The organism is Erwinia sp. L03-1 (assembly GCF_058686115.1).
Genome location: NZ_CM178762.1, coordinates 4,476,056 through 4,491,712, shown reverse-complemented (window position 1 = coordinate 4,491,712; position 15,657 = coordinate 4,476,056). Strand labels below are relative to the sequence as shown.

9 protein-coding genes, 1 tRNA gene and 3 rRNA genes are annotated in these 15,657 nt (G+C 54.9%); 8 read left to right on the top strand and 5 right to left on the bottom strand.

Annotated features, from left to right (window positions below; translation table 11 throughout):
• Positions 1–30: 30 nt before the first annotated feature.
• The 3 genes from AC4PCC_RS20495 to AC4PCC_RS20485 all read left to right on the top strand — a co-directional run bounded on the left by AC4PCC_RS20495 (position 31) and on the right by AC4PCC_RS20485 (position 1,862).
• Entirely contained in the window at positions 31–621 is a 591-nt protein-coding gene (locus tag AC4PCC_RS20495; RefSeq protein WP_067710335.1) for a YjaG family protein, read from the top strand.
• A 188-nt stretch (positions 622–809) separates the two neighbouring features.
• Positions 810–1,082, top strand: a complete 273-nt coding sequence (hupA, locus tag AC4PCC_RS20490) for a nucleoid-associated protein HU-alpha (protein ID WP_017803060.1) — start codon at positions 810–812, stop codon at positions 1,080–1,082.
• A gap of 117 nt (positions 1,083–1,199) precedes the next feature.
• A complete protein-coding gene (locus AC4PCC_RS20485; RefSeq protein ID WP_492125766.1) occupies positions 1,200–1,862 on the top strand; it encodes a DUF1481 domain-containing protein in 663 nt (220 codons plus the stop codon).
• Positions 1,863–1,900: 38 nt separating this feature from the next.
• On the opposite strand, the gene purD is transcribed toward AC4PCC_RS20485, so the two are convergent.
• The gene (purD, locus tag AC4PCC_RS20480) at positions 1,901–3,181 is read right to left on the bottom strand and encodes a phosphoribosylamine--glycine ligase (protein ID WP_492125765.1); all 1,281 of its coding nucleotides are present in this window, start codon (positions 3,179–3,181) and stop codon (positions 1,901–1,903) included.
• A gap of 15 nt (positions 3,182–3,196) precedes the next feature.
• Complete coding sequence (gene purH / locus AC4PCC_RS20475) at positions 3,197–4,786, bottom strand: bifunctional phosphoribosylaminoimidazolecarboxamide formyltransferase/IMP cyclohydrolase (protein WP_492125764.1); 1,590 nt, start codon at positions 4,784–4,786, stop codon at positions 3,197–3,199.
• A gap of 629 nt (positions 4,787–5,415) precedes the next feature.
• Here purH and AC4PCC_RS20470 point away from each other — a divergent pair.
• The 4 genes from AC4PCC_RS20470 to rrf all read left to right on the top strand — a co-directional run bounded on the left by AC4PCC_RS20470 (position 5,416) and on the right by rrf (position 10,780).
• Positions 5,416–6,957: ribosomal RNA gene (locus AC4PCC_RS20470) — 16S ribosomal RNA — on the top strand.
• A 69-nt stretch (positions 6,958–7,026) separates the two neighbouring features.
• Positions 7,027–7,102, top strand: a tRNA-Glu gene (locus AC4PCC_RS20465).
• A 358-nt stretch (positions 7,103–7,460) separates the two neighbouring features.
• Positions 7,461–10,365 (top strand): 23S ribosomal RNA (locus AC4PCC_RS20460).
• A gap of 299 nt (positions 10,366–10,664) precedes the next feature.
• Positions 10,665–10,780: ribosomal RNA gene (rrf, locus tag AC4PCC_RS20455) — 5S ribosomal RNA — on the top strand.
• Together the 16S, 23S and 5S rRNA genes with 1 tRNA gene alongside form the textbook arrangement of a ribosomal RNA operon.
• Before the next feature lie 46 nt (positions 10,781–10,826).
• Here the strand turns inward: rrf and AC4PCC_RS20450 are convergent.
• Genes AC4PCC_RS20450 through AC4PCC_RS20440 form a run of 3 tightly spaced genes read right to left on the bottom strand, consistent with a single transcriptional unit; the run spans position 10,827 to position 14,549 of the window.
• Positions 10,827–12,554: a M28 family peptidase gene (locus AC4PCC_RS20450; RefSeq protein WP_492125763.1), complete on the bottom strand. Its 1,728-nt coding sequence runs from the start codon at positions 12,552–12,554 to the stop codon at positions 10,827–10,829.
• Positions 12,541–13,344, bottom strand: coding sequence for a transporter substrate-binding domain-containing protein (locus AC4PCC_RS20445; protein WP_492125762.1), 804 nt, complete (start codon positions 13,342–13,344; stop codon positions 12,541–12,543). The genes AC4PCC_RS20450 and AC4PCC_RS20445 overlap by 14 nt, the downstream gene beginning before the upstream one ends.
• On the bottom strand, positions 13,341–14,549 hold the full coding sequence (locus AC4PCC_RS20440) for a M20 family metallopeptidase (protein ID WP_492125761.1): 1,209 nt from the start codon (positions 14,547–14,549) through the stop codon (positions 13,341–13,343). The genes AC4PCC_RS20445 and AC4PCC_RS20440 overlap by 4 nt, the downstream gene beginning before the upstream one ends.
• A 159-nt stretch (positions 14,550–14,708) precedes the next feature.
• Between AC4PCC_RS20440 and AC4PCC_RS20435 the strand changes: the two genes are divergently transcribed.
• Entirely contained in the window at positions 14,709–15,551 is an 843-nt protein-coding gene (locus AC4PCC_RS20435; RefSeq protein ID WP_492125760.1) for a LysR family transcriptional regulator, read from the top strand.
• Positions 15,552–15,657 lie beyond the last annotated feature (106 nt).

The following is a 15,657-nucleotide window of genomic DNA, read 5'->3' as shown; positions in this document are numbered from 1 at the left end:
GCCGCGCACTTCTGTTTAAGAGATCTCAACATGTTACGTAATCCGATTCACCTGCGTCTGGAAAAGCTGGAAAGCTGGCAGCACGTTACTTTTATGGCCTGTCTGTGCGAACGTATGGCCCCCAACTATCGGGCGTTTTGCGATCGTACAGGATTCGGTGAAGGGCAGCTGTATCGCCGCATCCTCGATCTGGTCTGGGAAACGCTGCTGGTAAAAGATGCTAAGGTGAATTTTGACTCACAGCTCGAGAAGCTGGAGGAAGCGATACCCAACGCTGAAGATTACGATCTCTACGGCGTGTATCCGGCCATTGATGCCTGCGTCGCATTAAGTGAACTGCTGCATTCTCGTCTGAGTGGTGAAACGCTGGAGCATGCGATCGCCGTAAGCGATGCCTCCGTGACGACCGTTGCGATGCTGGAAATGACCCAGGCTGAACGGGAAATGACCGACGAAGAGCTTAAAGAGAACCCCGCAGTTGAAGAAGAATGGGACATCCAGTGGGAGATTTTCCGCCTGCTCAGTGCCTGCGAAGAGAGGGACCCCGAACTGATAAAAGGACTGCGAGCTGACCTGCGTGAATCAGGGATCAGTAATATCGGTATAAATTTTCAGCAGTAAGGCGATAAAACGTGACTTCAGGCCTGAATTGTAGCGCCAGGAGGCTTCACATTCGCCCCCAGTCTGGTCTACATTTGGGGGGCTGAAAAAAGTGGCTATCGGTGCGTGTATGCAGGAGAGTGCCAGAAACTGGTTTTTCCCTCGCACTCGATGCTTAGCAAGCGATAAATACACTGTAAGGATAACTTATGAACAAGACTCAACTGATTGATGTAATTGCTGACAAAGCGGACCTGTCTAAGACCCAGGCTAAAGCTGCACTGGAATCCACCCTGGCTGCGATTACTGAGTCTCTGAAAGAGGGTGATGCTGTACAACTGGTTGGTTTTGGTACTTTTAAAGTTAACCACCGTGCTGAGCGTACTGGCCGCAACCCGCAGACTGGCAATGAAATCAAAATTGCTGCTGCTAACGTACCGGCATTTGTTTCAGGTAAAGCACTGAAAGACGCTGTTAAGTAATTGTCTGACGGTAAAAAGTTTTAAACAGGGGGGCGTTATGCCCCTTTTGTTATAGATACATCCGGGCAAACCGCTTTACCACCGGGCATTTCACCCACACTGTGTGATAATCGCGCCATGACTCGTTCTCCTCTTATTCCGCTCTCCCTGCTGACGCTGCTGTTACTGGCAGGTTGCAGCTCACAGCCAGCACTGCCTGACTTTACCGCCAGTGGTTATCTGGCCGATCGCGGCGCCGTTCGTATCTGGCGCAAAAACGAGGGCAATGAGAGCAGCCATCTGCTGACGATTTACACGCCCTTTTCGGGTGGCGCGACGGAGACGACCGACTATATGTGGCAGTCGGACAAGCTTATCTCCATAGAACGTCATCGGCTGGGCGACAGTCCCGAAAACGTGACGCTGCGCTTCGACCAGGACGGCAGCCTGAGTTTTATGCAGCGTCAGTTCGCTGGTCGCCGTGAAGCACTCTCCGCAGACGCGGTGGCGTTATATCAGTTTGATGGCGGGCGTATGCTGAAAATCAGCGATGACCTGCTGAAAGGGCGGGTACTGCTCAGGCAAGGGCGCTGGTCGGCCTCCGGCGTCGTCACGACGTGCAAGGGGCAGAAAGAGCGGCCCGGCTTCGACCACTATTCCGTTAACTATATTACCCAGCATCAGCGCAGCCCGGACAAGCCGGTCAGCATCGCCTGGCTGGAAGCGCCTAAAGGCGTTCAGCTGCTGATTGTCACGCCCGACGATCTCTGCGCGAACGAGCCTGACGAAGCCAGCTTCTGAATGCCACCCGGGCCGGATCGCTCCGGCCCGGTTAAGGGCTATTTGCGGCCTATCGCGCGATAGCCGATATCATGGCGGCAGAAGCTGCCCCGCCATGAAACGGGCTTAGCCAGTTCGTAGGCGCGCTTCTGCGCAGCGGCCACGTCATCTCCCAGTGCGGTCACGCACAATACCCGTCCGCCCTGGGTTACCACCAGATCGTCCTGCATACGCGTACCGGCATGGAAGATTTTGCCGTCTGGCGTTTCTTCCAGCGGCAGACCGTGGATTTGGTCACCGATCGCGTAGTCACCCGGGTAACCCCCGGCAGCCAGCACCACGCCCAGTGAAGGGCGAGGATCCCACTCTGAGTCTTTGGTATTCAGCTTGCCCTCTGCGCCTGCCAGACAGAGATCGACCAGATCCGACAGCATACGCAGCATGATTGGCTGCGTCTCGGGATCGCCGAAGCGGCAGTTAAACTCGATAACCTTCGGCTGACCCTGTTTATCAATCATCAGACCCGCGTACAGAAAGCCGGTATAGGTGTTCCCTTCCGCTGCCATACCCCGAACCGTCGGCCAGATAACGTCATCCATCACCCGCTGGTGGACAGCATCGGTCACTACCGGCGCGGGAGAGTAGGCGCCCATCCCGCCGGTATTGGGGCCGGTATCTCCATCACCTACGCGTTTATGATCCTGGCTGGTCGCCATCGGTAACACATTCTCGCCATCAACCATTACGATAAAGCTGGCTTCTTCCCCGTCCAGAAACTCTTCCACCACGATGCGGTGGCCAGCATCGCCAAAGGCATTGCCGGCCAGCATGTCCTGAATGGCTTCTTCGGCCTCGGCCAGGGTCATCGCTACAATCACACCTTTACCTGCGGCCAGACCATCGGCTTTAATCACGATGGGCGCACCCTTGCTGCGCGTATAGGCCAGGGCGGGCCCGACCTCGGTAAAGTTTTGATATTCAGCGGTCGGAATACGGTGACGCGCCAGGAAATCTTTCGTGAAGGCTTTAGACCCTTCCAGCTGAGCAGCGGCCTGCGTCGGACCAAAAATCTTCAGCCCGGCAGCGCGGAAGGCATCCACCACGCCCAGCACCAGCGGTGCTTCCGGGCCGACGATGGTCAGATCAATCTTCTCCTCACTCGCGAAGCGCAGCAGTGCCGGAATATCGGTGGCGCTGATATCAACGTTCTGCAAAGCAGGCTCCAGGGCAGTACCTGCGTTACCCGGTGCAACAAAAACGGTTTCCGCCAGCGGTGAGAGTGATGCCTTCCATGCGAGGGCGTGTTCACGCCCGCCGTTACCAATAACGAGAATTTTCATTTTTCTGCTCCGTAATTAATGGCGGAAATGACGCATCGCGGTGAAGATCATGGCAATGCCGTGCTCGTCGGCGGCGGCAATAACTTCTTCATCACGAATAGAGCCGCCTGGCTGGATAACACAGCTGACGCCAACGGCGGCGGCGGCATCAATGCCGTCGCGGAAGGGGAAGAACGCATCGGACGCCATAGCCGAGCCTTTCACTTCCAGCCCCTCGTCTGCCGCCTTGATACCGGCAATCTTCGCGGAATAGACGCGGCTCATCTGCCCCGCGCCAATACCGATGGTCATATTCTCCCGCGCGTAAACGATGGCGTTGGACTTCACGAATTTAGCGACCTTCCAGCAGAACAGCGCATCACGCAATTCCTGTTCGGTCGGCTGGCGCTGGGTCACCACCTTAAGCTGGTGGCTCTCCACCATACCCAAATCGCGATCCTGCACCAGCAGCCCACCGTTGACGCGCTTGAAATCCAGACCGGCCTGACGCTGCTGCCACTCTCCACAGGTGAGTACGCGTACGTTCTGCTTACTCGCGGTTATCTTAAGCGCGGCCTCGCTTGCGGAGGGGGCAATAATCACCTCAACAAACTGACGGCTGACAATGGCCTGCGCCGTCTCTTCATCCAGCTCGCGGTTAAAGGCGATAATGCCGCCAAAGGCGGATGTTGGGTCGGTTTTATACGCCCGCTCATAGGCGTCCAGAATCGAATCGCTAATGGCAACGCCACAGGGATTGGCGTGTTTGACGATCACACAGGCTGGCTGGTCGAATTCCTTGACGCACTCCAGTGCGGCGTCGGTATCGGCGATGTTGTTATAGGAGAGCGCTTTGCCCTGAACCTGCTGAGCAGTGGCGACCGAGGCTTCGGTAATCCTGTCTTCTATATAGAAGGCGGCGTCCTGATGGCTGTTCTCACCGTAGCGCATATCCTGCTTTTTAATGAAGCTCAGATTCAGCGTCCGCGGGAAGCGGCCAGAAGGTGCAATGGTATCGCCATGATAAGCGGGGACCAGGCTGCCAAAGTAGTTGGCAATCATCCCGTCATAGGCAGCGGTATGCTCAAAGGCCTTGATGGCCAGGTTGAAGCGCGTGGCCTGCGTCAGGCTGTTCTCGTTCTGATCCAGCTCGGCAACAATGGCCTGGTAATCGCTGCTGTTGACCACGATAGCCACGTCTTTGTGATTTTTGGCGGCGGAGCGCACCATCGTTGGACCGCCGATATCAATATTCTCGACGGCATCTTCCAGCGAGCAGCCTTCACGCGCGACGGTTTGGGCAAAGGGATAAAGGTTAACGACCACCATGTCGATAGGAGCAATGCTGTGTTCCGCCATAATGGCATCATCCTGGCCACGACGGCCTAAAATGCCGCCGTGCACTTTCGGGTGCAGCGTTTTAACGCGTCCATCCATCATTTCGGGGAAGCCGGTGTAGTCAGACACTTCGGTGACGGAGAGGCCCGCGTCTGCCAGCAGGCGGGCGGTGCCTCCGGTGGAGAGGAGTTCGATACCGCGCTGGGTCAGCGCCTGAGCAAATTCGATGATACCGGCTTTATCAGACACGCTGAGCAGAGCGCGGCGTACAGGACGACGTTGTTGCATGGTGATGATCCCTTGGCTTTGATTCGCAGAGAGTAAGAGCGTTACATCAAGCTTAGCCATTTTCACCTCTATATAGAGAAGAGTGAGAATAAGCTTCAGGTAACCCCCCAAAACTGGGGCCAGGATTTTGCCCGGCATTGTAGCGAAAACGTTTGCGTGATGCTCGTGTAAATTCGCGGTGCGGCAGCGATGTGGATAAATCGGTGGATAAGTGCGTATAACCCGGGGTTTTGCTGTGGAATGCAGCGAACGCGCTATTTTTATCAAATTAGGGGTTGTCAGCCGTCAGGAACTCCCTATAATGCGCCTCCATCGACACGGAACAACGGCTTACAGGCCGCCGGGTTGAGAGGTTCAGGAAGCTGAACCGCCGGAGAAAAACTTCCTAAAAAGAAGTTGACTCTGAAGGAGGAAAGCGTAATATACGCCACCTCGCAGCAGGCCGCCAAGGCGCCAGCCGCACCGCTCTTTAACAATTTATCAGACAATCTGTGTGGGCACTCGCAGGATTGATATCAGCGCCGCAAGGCGCAAAAAATATCAAGTCTTAAGAGTGAACACATAATGAAATTCATTATGACGTTTTACACTTGAGCATCGCTTCACTTGTTGAAGCAAATCGAACTTTTAAATTGAAGAGTTTGATCATGGCTCAGATTGAACGCTGGCGGCAGGCCTAACACATGCAAGTCGAACGGTAGCACAGGAGAGCTTGCTCTTTGGGTGACGAGTGGCGGACGGGTGAGTAATGTCTGGGAAACTGCCCGATGGAGGGGGATAACTACTGGAAACGGTAGCTAATACCGCATAACGTCTACGGACCAAAGTGGGGGACCTTCGGGCCTCACACCATCGGATGTGCCCAGATGGGATTAGCTTGTTGGTGAGGTAATGGCTCACCAAGGCGACGATCCCTAGCTGGTCTGAGAGGATGACCAGCCACACTGGAACTGAGACACGGTCCAGACTCCTACGGGAGGCAGCAGTGGGGAATATTGCACAATGGGCGCAAGCCTGATGCAGCCATGCCGCGTGTATGAAGAAGGCCTTCGGGTTGTAAAGTACTTTCAGCGGGGAGGAAGGGAGAGAGGTTAATAACCTCGCTCATTGACGTTACCCGCAGAAGAAGCACCGGCTAACTCCGTGCCAGCAGCCGCGGTAATACGGAGGGTGCAAGCGTTAATCGGAATTACTGGGCGTAAAGCGCACGCAGGCGGTCTGTCAAGTCGGATGTGAAATCCCCGGGCTCAACCCGGGAACTGCATTCGAAACTGGCAGGCTAGAGTCTTGTAGAGGGGGGTAGAATTCCAGGTGTAGCGGTGAAATGCGTAGAGATCTGGAGGAATACCGGTGGCGAAGGCGGCCCCCTGGACAAAGACTGACGCTCAGGTGCGAAAGCGTGGGGAGCAAACAGGATTAGATACCCTGGTAGTCCACGCCGTAAACGATGTCGACTTGGAGGTTGTTCCCTTGAGGAGTGGCTTCCGGAGCTAACGCGTTAAGTCGACCGCCTGGGGAGTACGGCCGCAAGGTTAAAACTCAAATGAATTGACGGGGGCCCGCACAAGCGGTGGAGCATGTGGTTTAATTCGATGCAACGCGAAGAACCTTACCTGCTCTTGACATCCACGGAATTTGGCAGAGATGCCTTAGTGCCTTCGGGAACCGTGAGACAGGTGCTGCATGGCTGTCGTCAGCTCGTGTTGTGAAATGTTGGGTTAAGTCCCGCAACGAGCGCAACCCTTATCCTTTGTTGCCAGCGATTCGGTCGGGAACTCAAAGGAGACTGCCGGTGATAAACCGGAGGAAGGTGGGGATGACGTCAAGTCATCATGGCCCTTACGAGCAGGGCTACACACGTGCTACAATGGCGCATACAAAGAGAAGCGACCTCGCGAGAGCAAGCGGACCTCACAAAGTGCGTCGTAGTCCGGATCGGAGTCTGCAACTCGACTCCGTGAAGTCGGAATCGCTAGTAATCGTGGATCAGAATGCCACGGTGAATACGTTCCCGGGCCTTGTACACACCGCCCGTCACACCATGGGAGTGGGTTGCAAAAGAAGTAGGTAGCTTAACCTTCGGGAGGGCGCTTACCACTTTGTGATTCATGACTGGGGTGAAGTCGTAACAAGGTAACCGTAGGGGAACCTGCGGTTGGATCACCTCCTTACCTGAAGATACCTTCCCGCGTAGTGTCCACAACAGATTGTCTGATAGAAGTAATGAGCAACAGTACAGAGTCCCCATCGTCTAGAGGCCCAGGACACTGCCCTTTCACGGCTGTAACAGGGGTTCGAATCCCCTTGGGGACGCCATCTCCTGATAATGAGTGAAAGACATTATCAACCGTATCTCAAAGCTGATTCTGCCTGAAGGCGAGTCATGTTTGAGATAACTGCTCTTTAATAATCCGGAACAAGCTGAAAATTGAAACGACGTATCGTTTTCATTCTCCGTAATAAGAATGAAATAACACGATACAGTCGAGTCTCTCAAATGCTTACAACTCAGCAGTCTTTACTGACATCAGTAATGAGCGAGCTAAGTGAAGGTAAGGCGTCAGCGCGCAGCAGGCGGAGTGGACTTAATGTCCATGAGCACTGTGAGCACTGCACAACGCCGCCATCACGACGCGCAGCCATTACGGACAGAAAGGACGCTTGTGGGTTGTGAGGTTAAGTGACTAAGCGTACACGGTGGATGCCCTGGCAGTCAGAGGCGATGAAGGGCGTGCTAATCTGCGATAAGCGCCGGTAAGGTGATATGAACCGCAACAACCGGCGATACCCGAATGGGGAAACCCAGTGTGTTTCGACACACTATCGCAACATGAATACATAGTGTTGCGAGGCGAACCGGGGGAACTGAAACATCTAAGTACCCCGAGGAAAAGAAATCAACCGAGATTCCCCCAGTAGCGGCGAGCGAACGGGGAGGAGCCCAGAACCTGAATCAGTTTGTGCATCAGTGGAAGCGTCTGGAAAGTCGCAGGGTACAGGGTGACACTCCCGTACACAAAGATGCACTTGCTGTGAGTTCGAAGAGTAGGGCGGGACACGTGATATCCTGTCTGAATATGGGGGGACCATCCTCCAAGGCTAAATACTCCTGACTGACCGATAGTGAACCAGTACCGTGAGGGAAAGGCGAAAAGAACCCCGGCGAGGGGAGTGAAACAGAACCTGAAACCGTGTACGTACAAGCAGTGGGAGCACCTTCGTGGTGTGACTGCGTACCTTTTGTATAATGGGTCAGCGACTTATATTCTGTAGCAAGGTTAACCGTATAGGGGAGCCGCAGGGAAACCGAGTCTTAACTGGGCGTTAAGTTGCAGGGTATAGACCCGAAACCCGGTGATCTAGCCATGGGCAGGTTGAAGGTTGGGTAACACTAACTGGAGGACCGAACCGACTAATGTTGAAAAATTAGCGGATGACCTGTGGCTGGGGGTGAAAGGCCAATCAAACCGGGAGATAGCTGGTTCTCCCCGAAAGCTATTTAGGTAGCGCCTCGTGAACTCATCTCCGGGGGTAGAGCACTGTTTCGGCTAGGGGGCCATCCCGGCTTACCAACCCGATGCAAACTGCGAATACCGGAGAATGTTATCACGGGAGACACACGGCGGGTGCTAACGTCCGTCGTGAAGAGGGAAACAACCCAGACCGCCAGCTAAGGTCCCAAAGTCATGGTTAAGTGGGAAACGATGTGGGAAGGCACAGACAGCCAGGATGTTGGCTTAGAAGCAGCCATCATTTAAAGAAAGCGTAATAGCTCACTGGTCGAGTCGGCCTGCGCGGAAGATGTAACGGGGCTAAACCATGCACCGAAGCTGCGGCAGCGACACTTACGTGTTGTTGGGTAGGGGAGCGTTCTGTAAGCCGTTGAAGGTGGACTGTGAGGTCTGCTGGAGGTATCAGAAGTGCGAATGCTGACATGAGTAACGATAAAGCGGGTGAAAAGCCCGCTCGCCGGAAGACCAAGGGTTCCTGTCCAACGTTAATCGGGGCAGGGTGAGTCGACCCCTAAGGCGAGGCCGAAAGGCGTAGTCGATGGGAAACAGGTTAATATTCCTGTACTCGGTGTTACTGCGAAGGGGGGACGGAGAAGGCTATGTTAGCCGGGCGACGGTTGTCCCGGTTTAAGCGTGTAGGCTGGTGTTCCAGGTAAATCCGGAATGCCTTAAGGCTGAGGCGTGATGACGAGGCACTACGGTGCTGAAGTAACAAATGCCCTGCTTCCAGGAAAAGCCTCTAAGCATCAGGTAACAACGAATCGTACCCCAAACCGACACAGGTGGTCAGGTAGAGAATACCAAGGCGCTTGAGAGAACTCGGGTGAAGGAACTAGGCAAAATGGTGCCGTAACTTCGGGAGAAGGCACGCTGGTGCGTAGGTGAAGCGACTTGCTCGCGGAGCTGAAGCCAGTCGAAGATACCAGCTGGCTGCAACTGTTTATTAAAAACACAGCACTGTGCAAACACGAAAGTGGACGTATACGGTGTGACGCCTGCCCGGTGCCGGAAGGTTAATTGATGGGGTTATCGCAAGAGAAGCTCCTGATCGAAGCCCCGGTAAACGGCGGCCGTAACTATAACGGTCCTAAGGTAGCGAAATTCCTTGTCGGGTAAGTTCCGACCTGCACGAATGGCGTAATGATGGCCAGGCTGTCTCCACCCGAGACTCAGTGAAATTGAACTCGCTGTGAAGATGCAGTGTACCCGCGGCAAGACGGAAAGACCCCGTGAACCTTTACTACAGCTTGACACTGAACATTGAGCCTTGATGTGTAGGATAGGTGGGAGGCTTTGAAGCGTGGACGCCAGTCTGCGTGGAGCCAACCTTGAAATACCACCCTTTAACGTTTGATGTTCTAACCTGGCGCCATAATCTGGCGTGGGGACAGTGTCTGGTGGGTAGTTTGACTGGGGCGGTCTCCTCCTAAAGAGTAACGGAGGAGCACGAAGGTCAGCTAATCACGGTCGGACATCGTGAGGTTAGTGCAATGGCATAAGCTGGCTTGACTGCGAGAGTGACGGCTCGGGCAGGTGCGAAAGCAGGTCATAGTGATCCGGTGGTTCTGAATGGAAGGGCCATCGCTCAACGGATAAAAGGTACTCCGGGGATAACAGGCTGATACCGCCCAAGAGTTCATATCGACGGCGGTGTTTGGCACCTCGATGTCGGCTCATCACATCCTGGGGCTGAAGTAGGTCCCAAGGGTACGGCTGTTCGCCGTTTAAAGTGGTACGCGAGCTGGGTTTAGAACGTCGTGAGACAGTTCGGTCCCTATCTGCCGTGGGCGCTGGAAGATTGAGAGGGGTTGCTCCTAGTACGAGAGGACCGGAGTGAACGCACCACTGGTGTTCGGGTTGTCATGCCAATGGCATTGCCCGGTAGCTAAGTGCGGAAAAGATAAGCGCTGAAAGCATCTAAGCGCGAAACTTGCCTCGAGATGAATCTTCCCTGACCCTTTAAGGGTCCTGAAGGGACGTTGAAGACTACGACGTTGATAGGCCGGGTGTGTAAGCGCAGCGATGCGTTGAGCTAACCGGTACTAATGACCCGTGAGGCTTAACCTTACAACACCAGAAGCGTTCTGGTGAGCGTTGAGAGACAGAAAGACAATTTTCAGCTTATCCGGAAAGAATTAAGCTGTTCTGCATATTACGCATGCGGGACAGAGCAGGAGATTTTATCTGCCCTGCGGACCTTATTCCGCGGAGTGTGATTTAAAAGATTAGCGGGAACGAAAAAGTTTGTGCTGAAGCAGGGCGGCAAACGCAGCGAAGGAAGGAGCATACTGAAGTATGTGACTGAGTTTGCAGGTGCGGCCAGTGCAGCAGCAGCGCAAAATATTCGTTCCGTGCACCAAGATTTGCCTGGCGGCTGTAGCGCGGTGGTCCCACCTGACCCCATGCCGAACTCAGAAGTGAAACGCCGTAGCGCCGATGGTAGTGTGGGGTCTCCCCATGCGAGAGTAGGGAACTGCCAGGCATCAAATAAAGCGATAACCCTGACCTCACGGTCAGGGTTTTTTGCGTTATGGGGGCGGGAAACTACGCAGTACCTCGCCACTCTTCACTAGCAGGCTCAGAGCCCTGCTGCGCTGTCGGGTAAACTGGGTGGCCAGCATCAAAAACATGACGGCTGAGGTAGTGTGCTGAAACCGATCGCGAAGCAGTTGTAGGCCGGGAAAGGCACCACCGTGGTAGCTATAATCATAATGAAAGTCATCGGTTGAGCTATAGCGGACGCGATGCCACAGCGCAATCGCCTGCTTTATGTCCTCTCGCCGTGCCCCGCTAGCCTGCCACCGGCCCAAATCCTGTACCTGCTGCTGCAAAGCCAGCAATCCGTCTCTCACCGGTGAAAGATCAAACTGCGGATCCAAAGCAGACTGAAGCCGATCCAGTTCCTCTGTAAGCCACGCCAGATAGCCACCGGGATCCAGCGGCAGGCACTCTTTATATAGCAGCTGTGCAAGCCACCGCGTATGGATCCGACAGTCCCGCAACAGCAGGTGGCTGTCCACTTTATCTCGCGTATCGGCTTCGGTATGCCACCACCATCCTCCACCGCTTCCCGGAGAGTGGCTGGTACGAATGCCCGGCTCCACGCGAAAGGCGAAATGCAAAGGAATACCACATCCCCAAAACGACTGATCGCCTCCTTTACCCAATGGAGTGATACGCCGCGCCGCTGTGCCGGTTTCGTGGATAATCGCCTGGTTGAGAAAGTCGAATGATTCAGCCCCGCTGGCATTCACCACCACCTCCGTCGCATCTTTACAGCCGGGAGAGTCGACATTGATATGTGCAATGCACTTCTGCTCTAACTCCTCGCGATAGCGATCGGCATACCAGGTCGATCCGCCATAGCGGGCATTAGAATGGCCCGGCCACCAGGCGATACGCAGGCCTCTTTTCGGCCGGAGTGAACGATGAAACCAGGCAGCCATTGCCAGGCAGAGTGCGTTACCCGTCGCATTATCCGTCAGACCCTGATGCCATGAGTCATAGTGAGAGGAAAGCAGCACAAATTCGTCGATCTCACCGGGTATGTCGACAACAGGCAGGCTACAGTCGGCAACATGTACATTAAGCCGGGTCACTAACCGTGCGGTAACAGGGTGGGCCTGCCAATCAAGTATTTCCAGTAACGATCGGCCCTGTCTTTGATTGATACAGACTACCGGCAGGGAAGGGTAGCGTATGCCATCGTCGGGGACAGGTGTTCCCCGGATGGGGCCTACGGTCTCTTCATGCAGTGCTTCTTCTGCCGAGCCCCAGATATGCACCAGCCCAAGCGCCCCGGCGCGACATAGCTGTTGCACATAGTCCTCCAGGCCGCGATCGGCGACGACGATCCTGCCCCGAACGGTATTCTGCCAGGCAGCAAGCTCGCTGTCGGGAAGGGTCTCCTGCGATCGGCTGTCATAATAAAGAGGGCCAGCGATCCCTTCAGGGCAATGAGCAGAAAAGGAGCGCGTTTTCGCGCTCGCCTGCCAGTGAGGAAAGTCGGGCAGTTCCAGCGTGCCCAGAACGGGATCGCTCAGCAATAACGGACAGATTTCACGGCGGGGCGAAAGACCGAGTGCGGAAAGCTGTTCTATAAGACTATCCGCTGCACGCTCTGCATCAATGCTGCCGGACAGCCGATGCAGAGGCTCAAAAACATCCAGCAACCTCTCCATCAACGGTAGCAGTTCGTCCATATCGGCATCAGAATGGAGAGGAAATGCGGCGTTCTCCGACTTATTGAGCGGCATCGGATGCCTTAACTGGCGTTACCTTCATCTCGATATCGCCAAAATAGTGCTGCTTGATCTTTTCCCACGTTCCATCAGCCACAATCTTCTCCAGCCCCTGATTGAGCAGGGTCAGGGTTTTCTCATCCCCCTTGCGAACGCCGTAAGCGGAACCTCTGCTAAAGAGCACGTCATCACGCACTTCCGGCCCGGTCAGGGTAAAATCCTTCCCTTCAGGCTTTTGCAGAAATCCAAAGGTCACCGCTACGGCTGGCGCAAGCGACCCGTCGAGCCTGCCCGCCGCTAAATCCTGATAAATCACATCCTGGTCAGGATAGGTCTTGACCACGACACCGGCTGGCGCCCAGTATTTATTCGCATACATCTCCTGAATCGAACCCTGCTGTACGGCAATGTTTTTGCCTTTAAGCGACTCTGGGGCAGGCAGCAGATTCACCCCTTTACGGGCAACCAGCTGAGAGGGGATGTGGAAGATGAAATCACTGAAGTCGATCGATTTTTTCCTCTTCAGGGTAGCACCCAGCGGTGAGATAAAATCAACCTTCTTCGCCAGCAGCGAGGGGATCTCAGCATCAAAGCTGCTAACCACGTATTCGCACTTCACCTCTACGGCTTTGCATACGGCATTGGTAATATCGATTTCAAAGCCGGTTGGCTTGCCGTTGACATCGCGGAACTGAAAAGGCGGGTAGGTGAGATCGGCGCCGACGCGAAGCGTTTCACCTGCTGCCATCGCGGACGAACAACTCAGGGCCAGTGCGGCCAGCATGACTATTCGGGATGTGATCATGACTTTTCTCCTGCCGCATTCGTTTGTGACTGCCATTGCGTAAATTCATCTCTTACCGCTCGTAGCGTATCTGCATCATGACAAAGATCGAATGTCGTCATGGCCAGCGCTTTGGCTGCGGTCATCATGGTCGCCAGGCCTGCCGGGGATCCCGCAGCGACGGCAAATTCCGGCGTATGCGGCGTAACATCGCCGATGCGCAAATAGGGGTGGATTGCCGCAGTGACCTGACTCACGTTGCCAATATCCGACGAGCCCACGCCGCCGCCCGCGGGCGGATCGTTACTCTCTACGCCCAGCAGCGCAAGATTACGGGTGAAGCTGGCTGCCAGCGCCAGATTATTATTGCGCTCGGCATAAACCAGCCCTTCCTCAATTTCTACCCGCGCACCGGTCATTTCAGCGGCGCCGGTCACCGCGGCATAGACTTTACGACGCACCTCTGTCAGCCCGCCGACCGTTGCGGCGCGCAGGATAAATTTTGCTTCAGCATAGGCGGGAACAATATTTGCTGCGCTGCCGCCGTGGGTGATAACACCGTGCACGCGAACATCATCGGTAAAGAACTGACGCAGTGCGTTAATACCGTTAAAGCTGTGGATCACCGCATCCAGCGCGCTAACGCCCAGCTGCGGTGCCGAGGCAGCATGAGCCGCCTTACCAAAGAACTTAAAGGTCGCGTCGTAACAGGCCAGCGCACCGCGCACCACCATGTTTTTTTCACGCGGGTGAAACATCATCACCGCATCAATATCTTCAAAAACGCCTTTCTCAACCATGATAATTTTGCCGCCCCCGTCTTCCTCCGCAGGCGTGCCAATTACCTCAATGCGGCCCGTAAAGTCGACGTCAGCAGCTTTGAGCGCCAGCGCGGCCGCTACCGAGGCGGTACCGATCAGGTTATGACCACAGGCATGGCCCAGCTCCGGCAGCGCATCATATTCGGCGAGTAAAGCGATAGAAGGGCCGCCAACACCCTTTTGCCAGCGGGCCCGAAAGGCCGTTTCCAGCCCGGCCGTTCCGGTTTCAATGGTGAATCCCGCTTCACGCAGGGGAGCGATAAGTTCGCCAGCAGAACGGTGCTCCTGAAAGCTCAGTTCCGGGTTCTTATGCAGGCTCAGGGCCAGGCTGTGCAGCCTATCGCCAGCCGCGTCGACGGCACTAATAATTTTATCCTTCTGCGCGCTAATGGTGCGTTCAGGCATGTTTCTTCCCCAATGCGGTGCGTGTAAATTCTGTAAAACCAGTCAGTTATACAGATATAGGCTTTTTTACAGTCAATTCCCAATTGAGCTTTTTTATCACTTGCGTCTCCAGGCTAAAAATTATTTTATGGAGGTCAGAAGTCAGCGGGGGGAAGCATCATGAATGAGAAAGACTGGTTAATTATTCGTACCGTCTGGCAGTATAAAAATATCACCCGGGCAGCCGGGGAGCTTTTTACCTCGCAGCCCGCTCTGAGCTATCGTCTCAGACAGATCGAGCGAAAACTCAATATCCGACTTTTTGAAGAGAGCGGGCGGGGTTTGCCCTTTACGGCTCAGGGGCGCTATCTGGCCCAACATGCCGAAACCGTTATCAGTCAGTTTCAGCAGCTCAGGAACACGCTGCAAAGGCTGGACGGCCCTCAACAGGGAGAGCTGCGTATTGGCGCATCGAGTAATTTTGCCGCCTGGCGCCTGCCGGCGTTGCTATCCATGTTTAGCGAACGTCACCCCGATATCAGCGTCAGGCTGGAGAGCGGCCTGAGTGAAGAGATCTTCCTGAAGCTCCAGCGTGGAGAGATCCATCTGGCGCTGGTAAAAGATGACTACGGCTGGAAAGAGGGCAGGCGGCTGGTCGATGAAGATGATTTCTATCTGATTAGTCGGGGGCCGGTCGATCTCACGCAGCTTCCGCGGCTGCCGCAAATAAAAATTAACCATGGCGGGCATACCACCGGACTGATAGAGCGATGGTGGAATGCGAGCTATTCGCAGGCACCCTACGTAACTATGCGGGTGGATAAGCTGGAGGTCTGCCTGGCGATGGTGGAAGAGGGGCTGGGCTATGCGATTATTTCCAGCTACCGTCCGCTGCCCGATACCCTGTGCAGGATGCCGATTGTGGTCGCGGGGGAACCCGTTAAGAGCCGGACCTGGCTACTTTACCGTCATGCCAGCACGGAGGCTCCGGTGATACTGCCCTTTGTGGAGCTTTTTAACTGAGGGAGATGAAAGATTCTCAACTTCCGGATGAGCACTCGACTTTCTCTGGCCGCCACGTTATCTTTGGCTGTCTGGATGTCTAAACGTATAAATGGTGAGTTGAGGA

What these genes read in the sequence shown, in the direction of transcription:
- AC4PCC_RS20495 (WP_067710335.1), top strand. Translation starts at nt 31, where the DNA reads ATGTTACGTAATCCGATTCACCTGCGTCTGGAAAAGCTGGAAAGCTGG.
- hupA (WP_017803060.1), top strand. Translation starts at nt 810, where the DNA reads ATGAACAAGACTCAACTGATTGATGTAATTGCTGACAAAGCGGACCTG.
- AC4PCC_RS20485 (WP_492125766.1), top strand. Translation starts at nt 1,200, where the DNA reads ATGACTCGTTCTCCTCTTATTCCGCTCTCCCTGCTGACGCTGCTGTTA.
- purD (WP_492125765.1), bottom strand. Translation starts at nt 3,181, where the DNA reads ATGAAAATTCTCGTTATTGGTAACGGCGGGCGTGAACACGCCCTCGCA.
- purH (WP_492125764.1), bottom strand. Translation starts at nt 4,786, where the DNA reads ATGCAACAACGTCGTCCTGTACGCCGCGCTCTGCTCAGCGTGTCTGAT.
- AC4PCC_RS20450 (WP_492125763.1), bottom strand. Translation starts at nt 12,554, where the DNA reads ATGCCGCTCAATAAGTCGGAGAACGCCGCATTTCCTCTCCATTCTGAT.
- AC4PCC_RS20445 (WP_492125762.1), bottom strand. Translation starts at nt 13,344, where the DNA reads ATGATCACATCCCGAATAGTCATGCTGGCCGCACTGGCCCTGAGTTGT.
- AC4PCC_RS20440 (WP_492125761.1), bottom strand. Translation starts at nt 14,549, where the DNA reads ATGCCTGAACGCACCATTAGCGCGCAGAAGGATAAAATTATTAGTGCC.
- AC4PCC_RS20435 (WP_492125760.1), top strand. Translation starts at nt 14,709, where the DNA reads ATGAATGAGAAAGACTGGTTAATTATTCGTACCGTCTGGCAGTATAAA.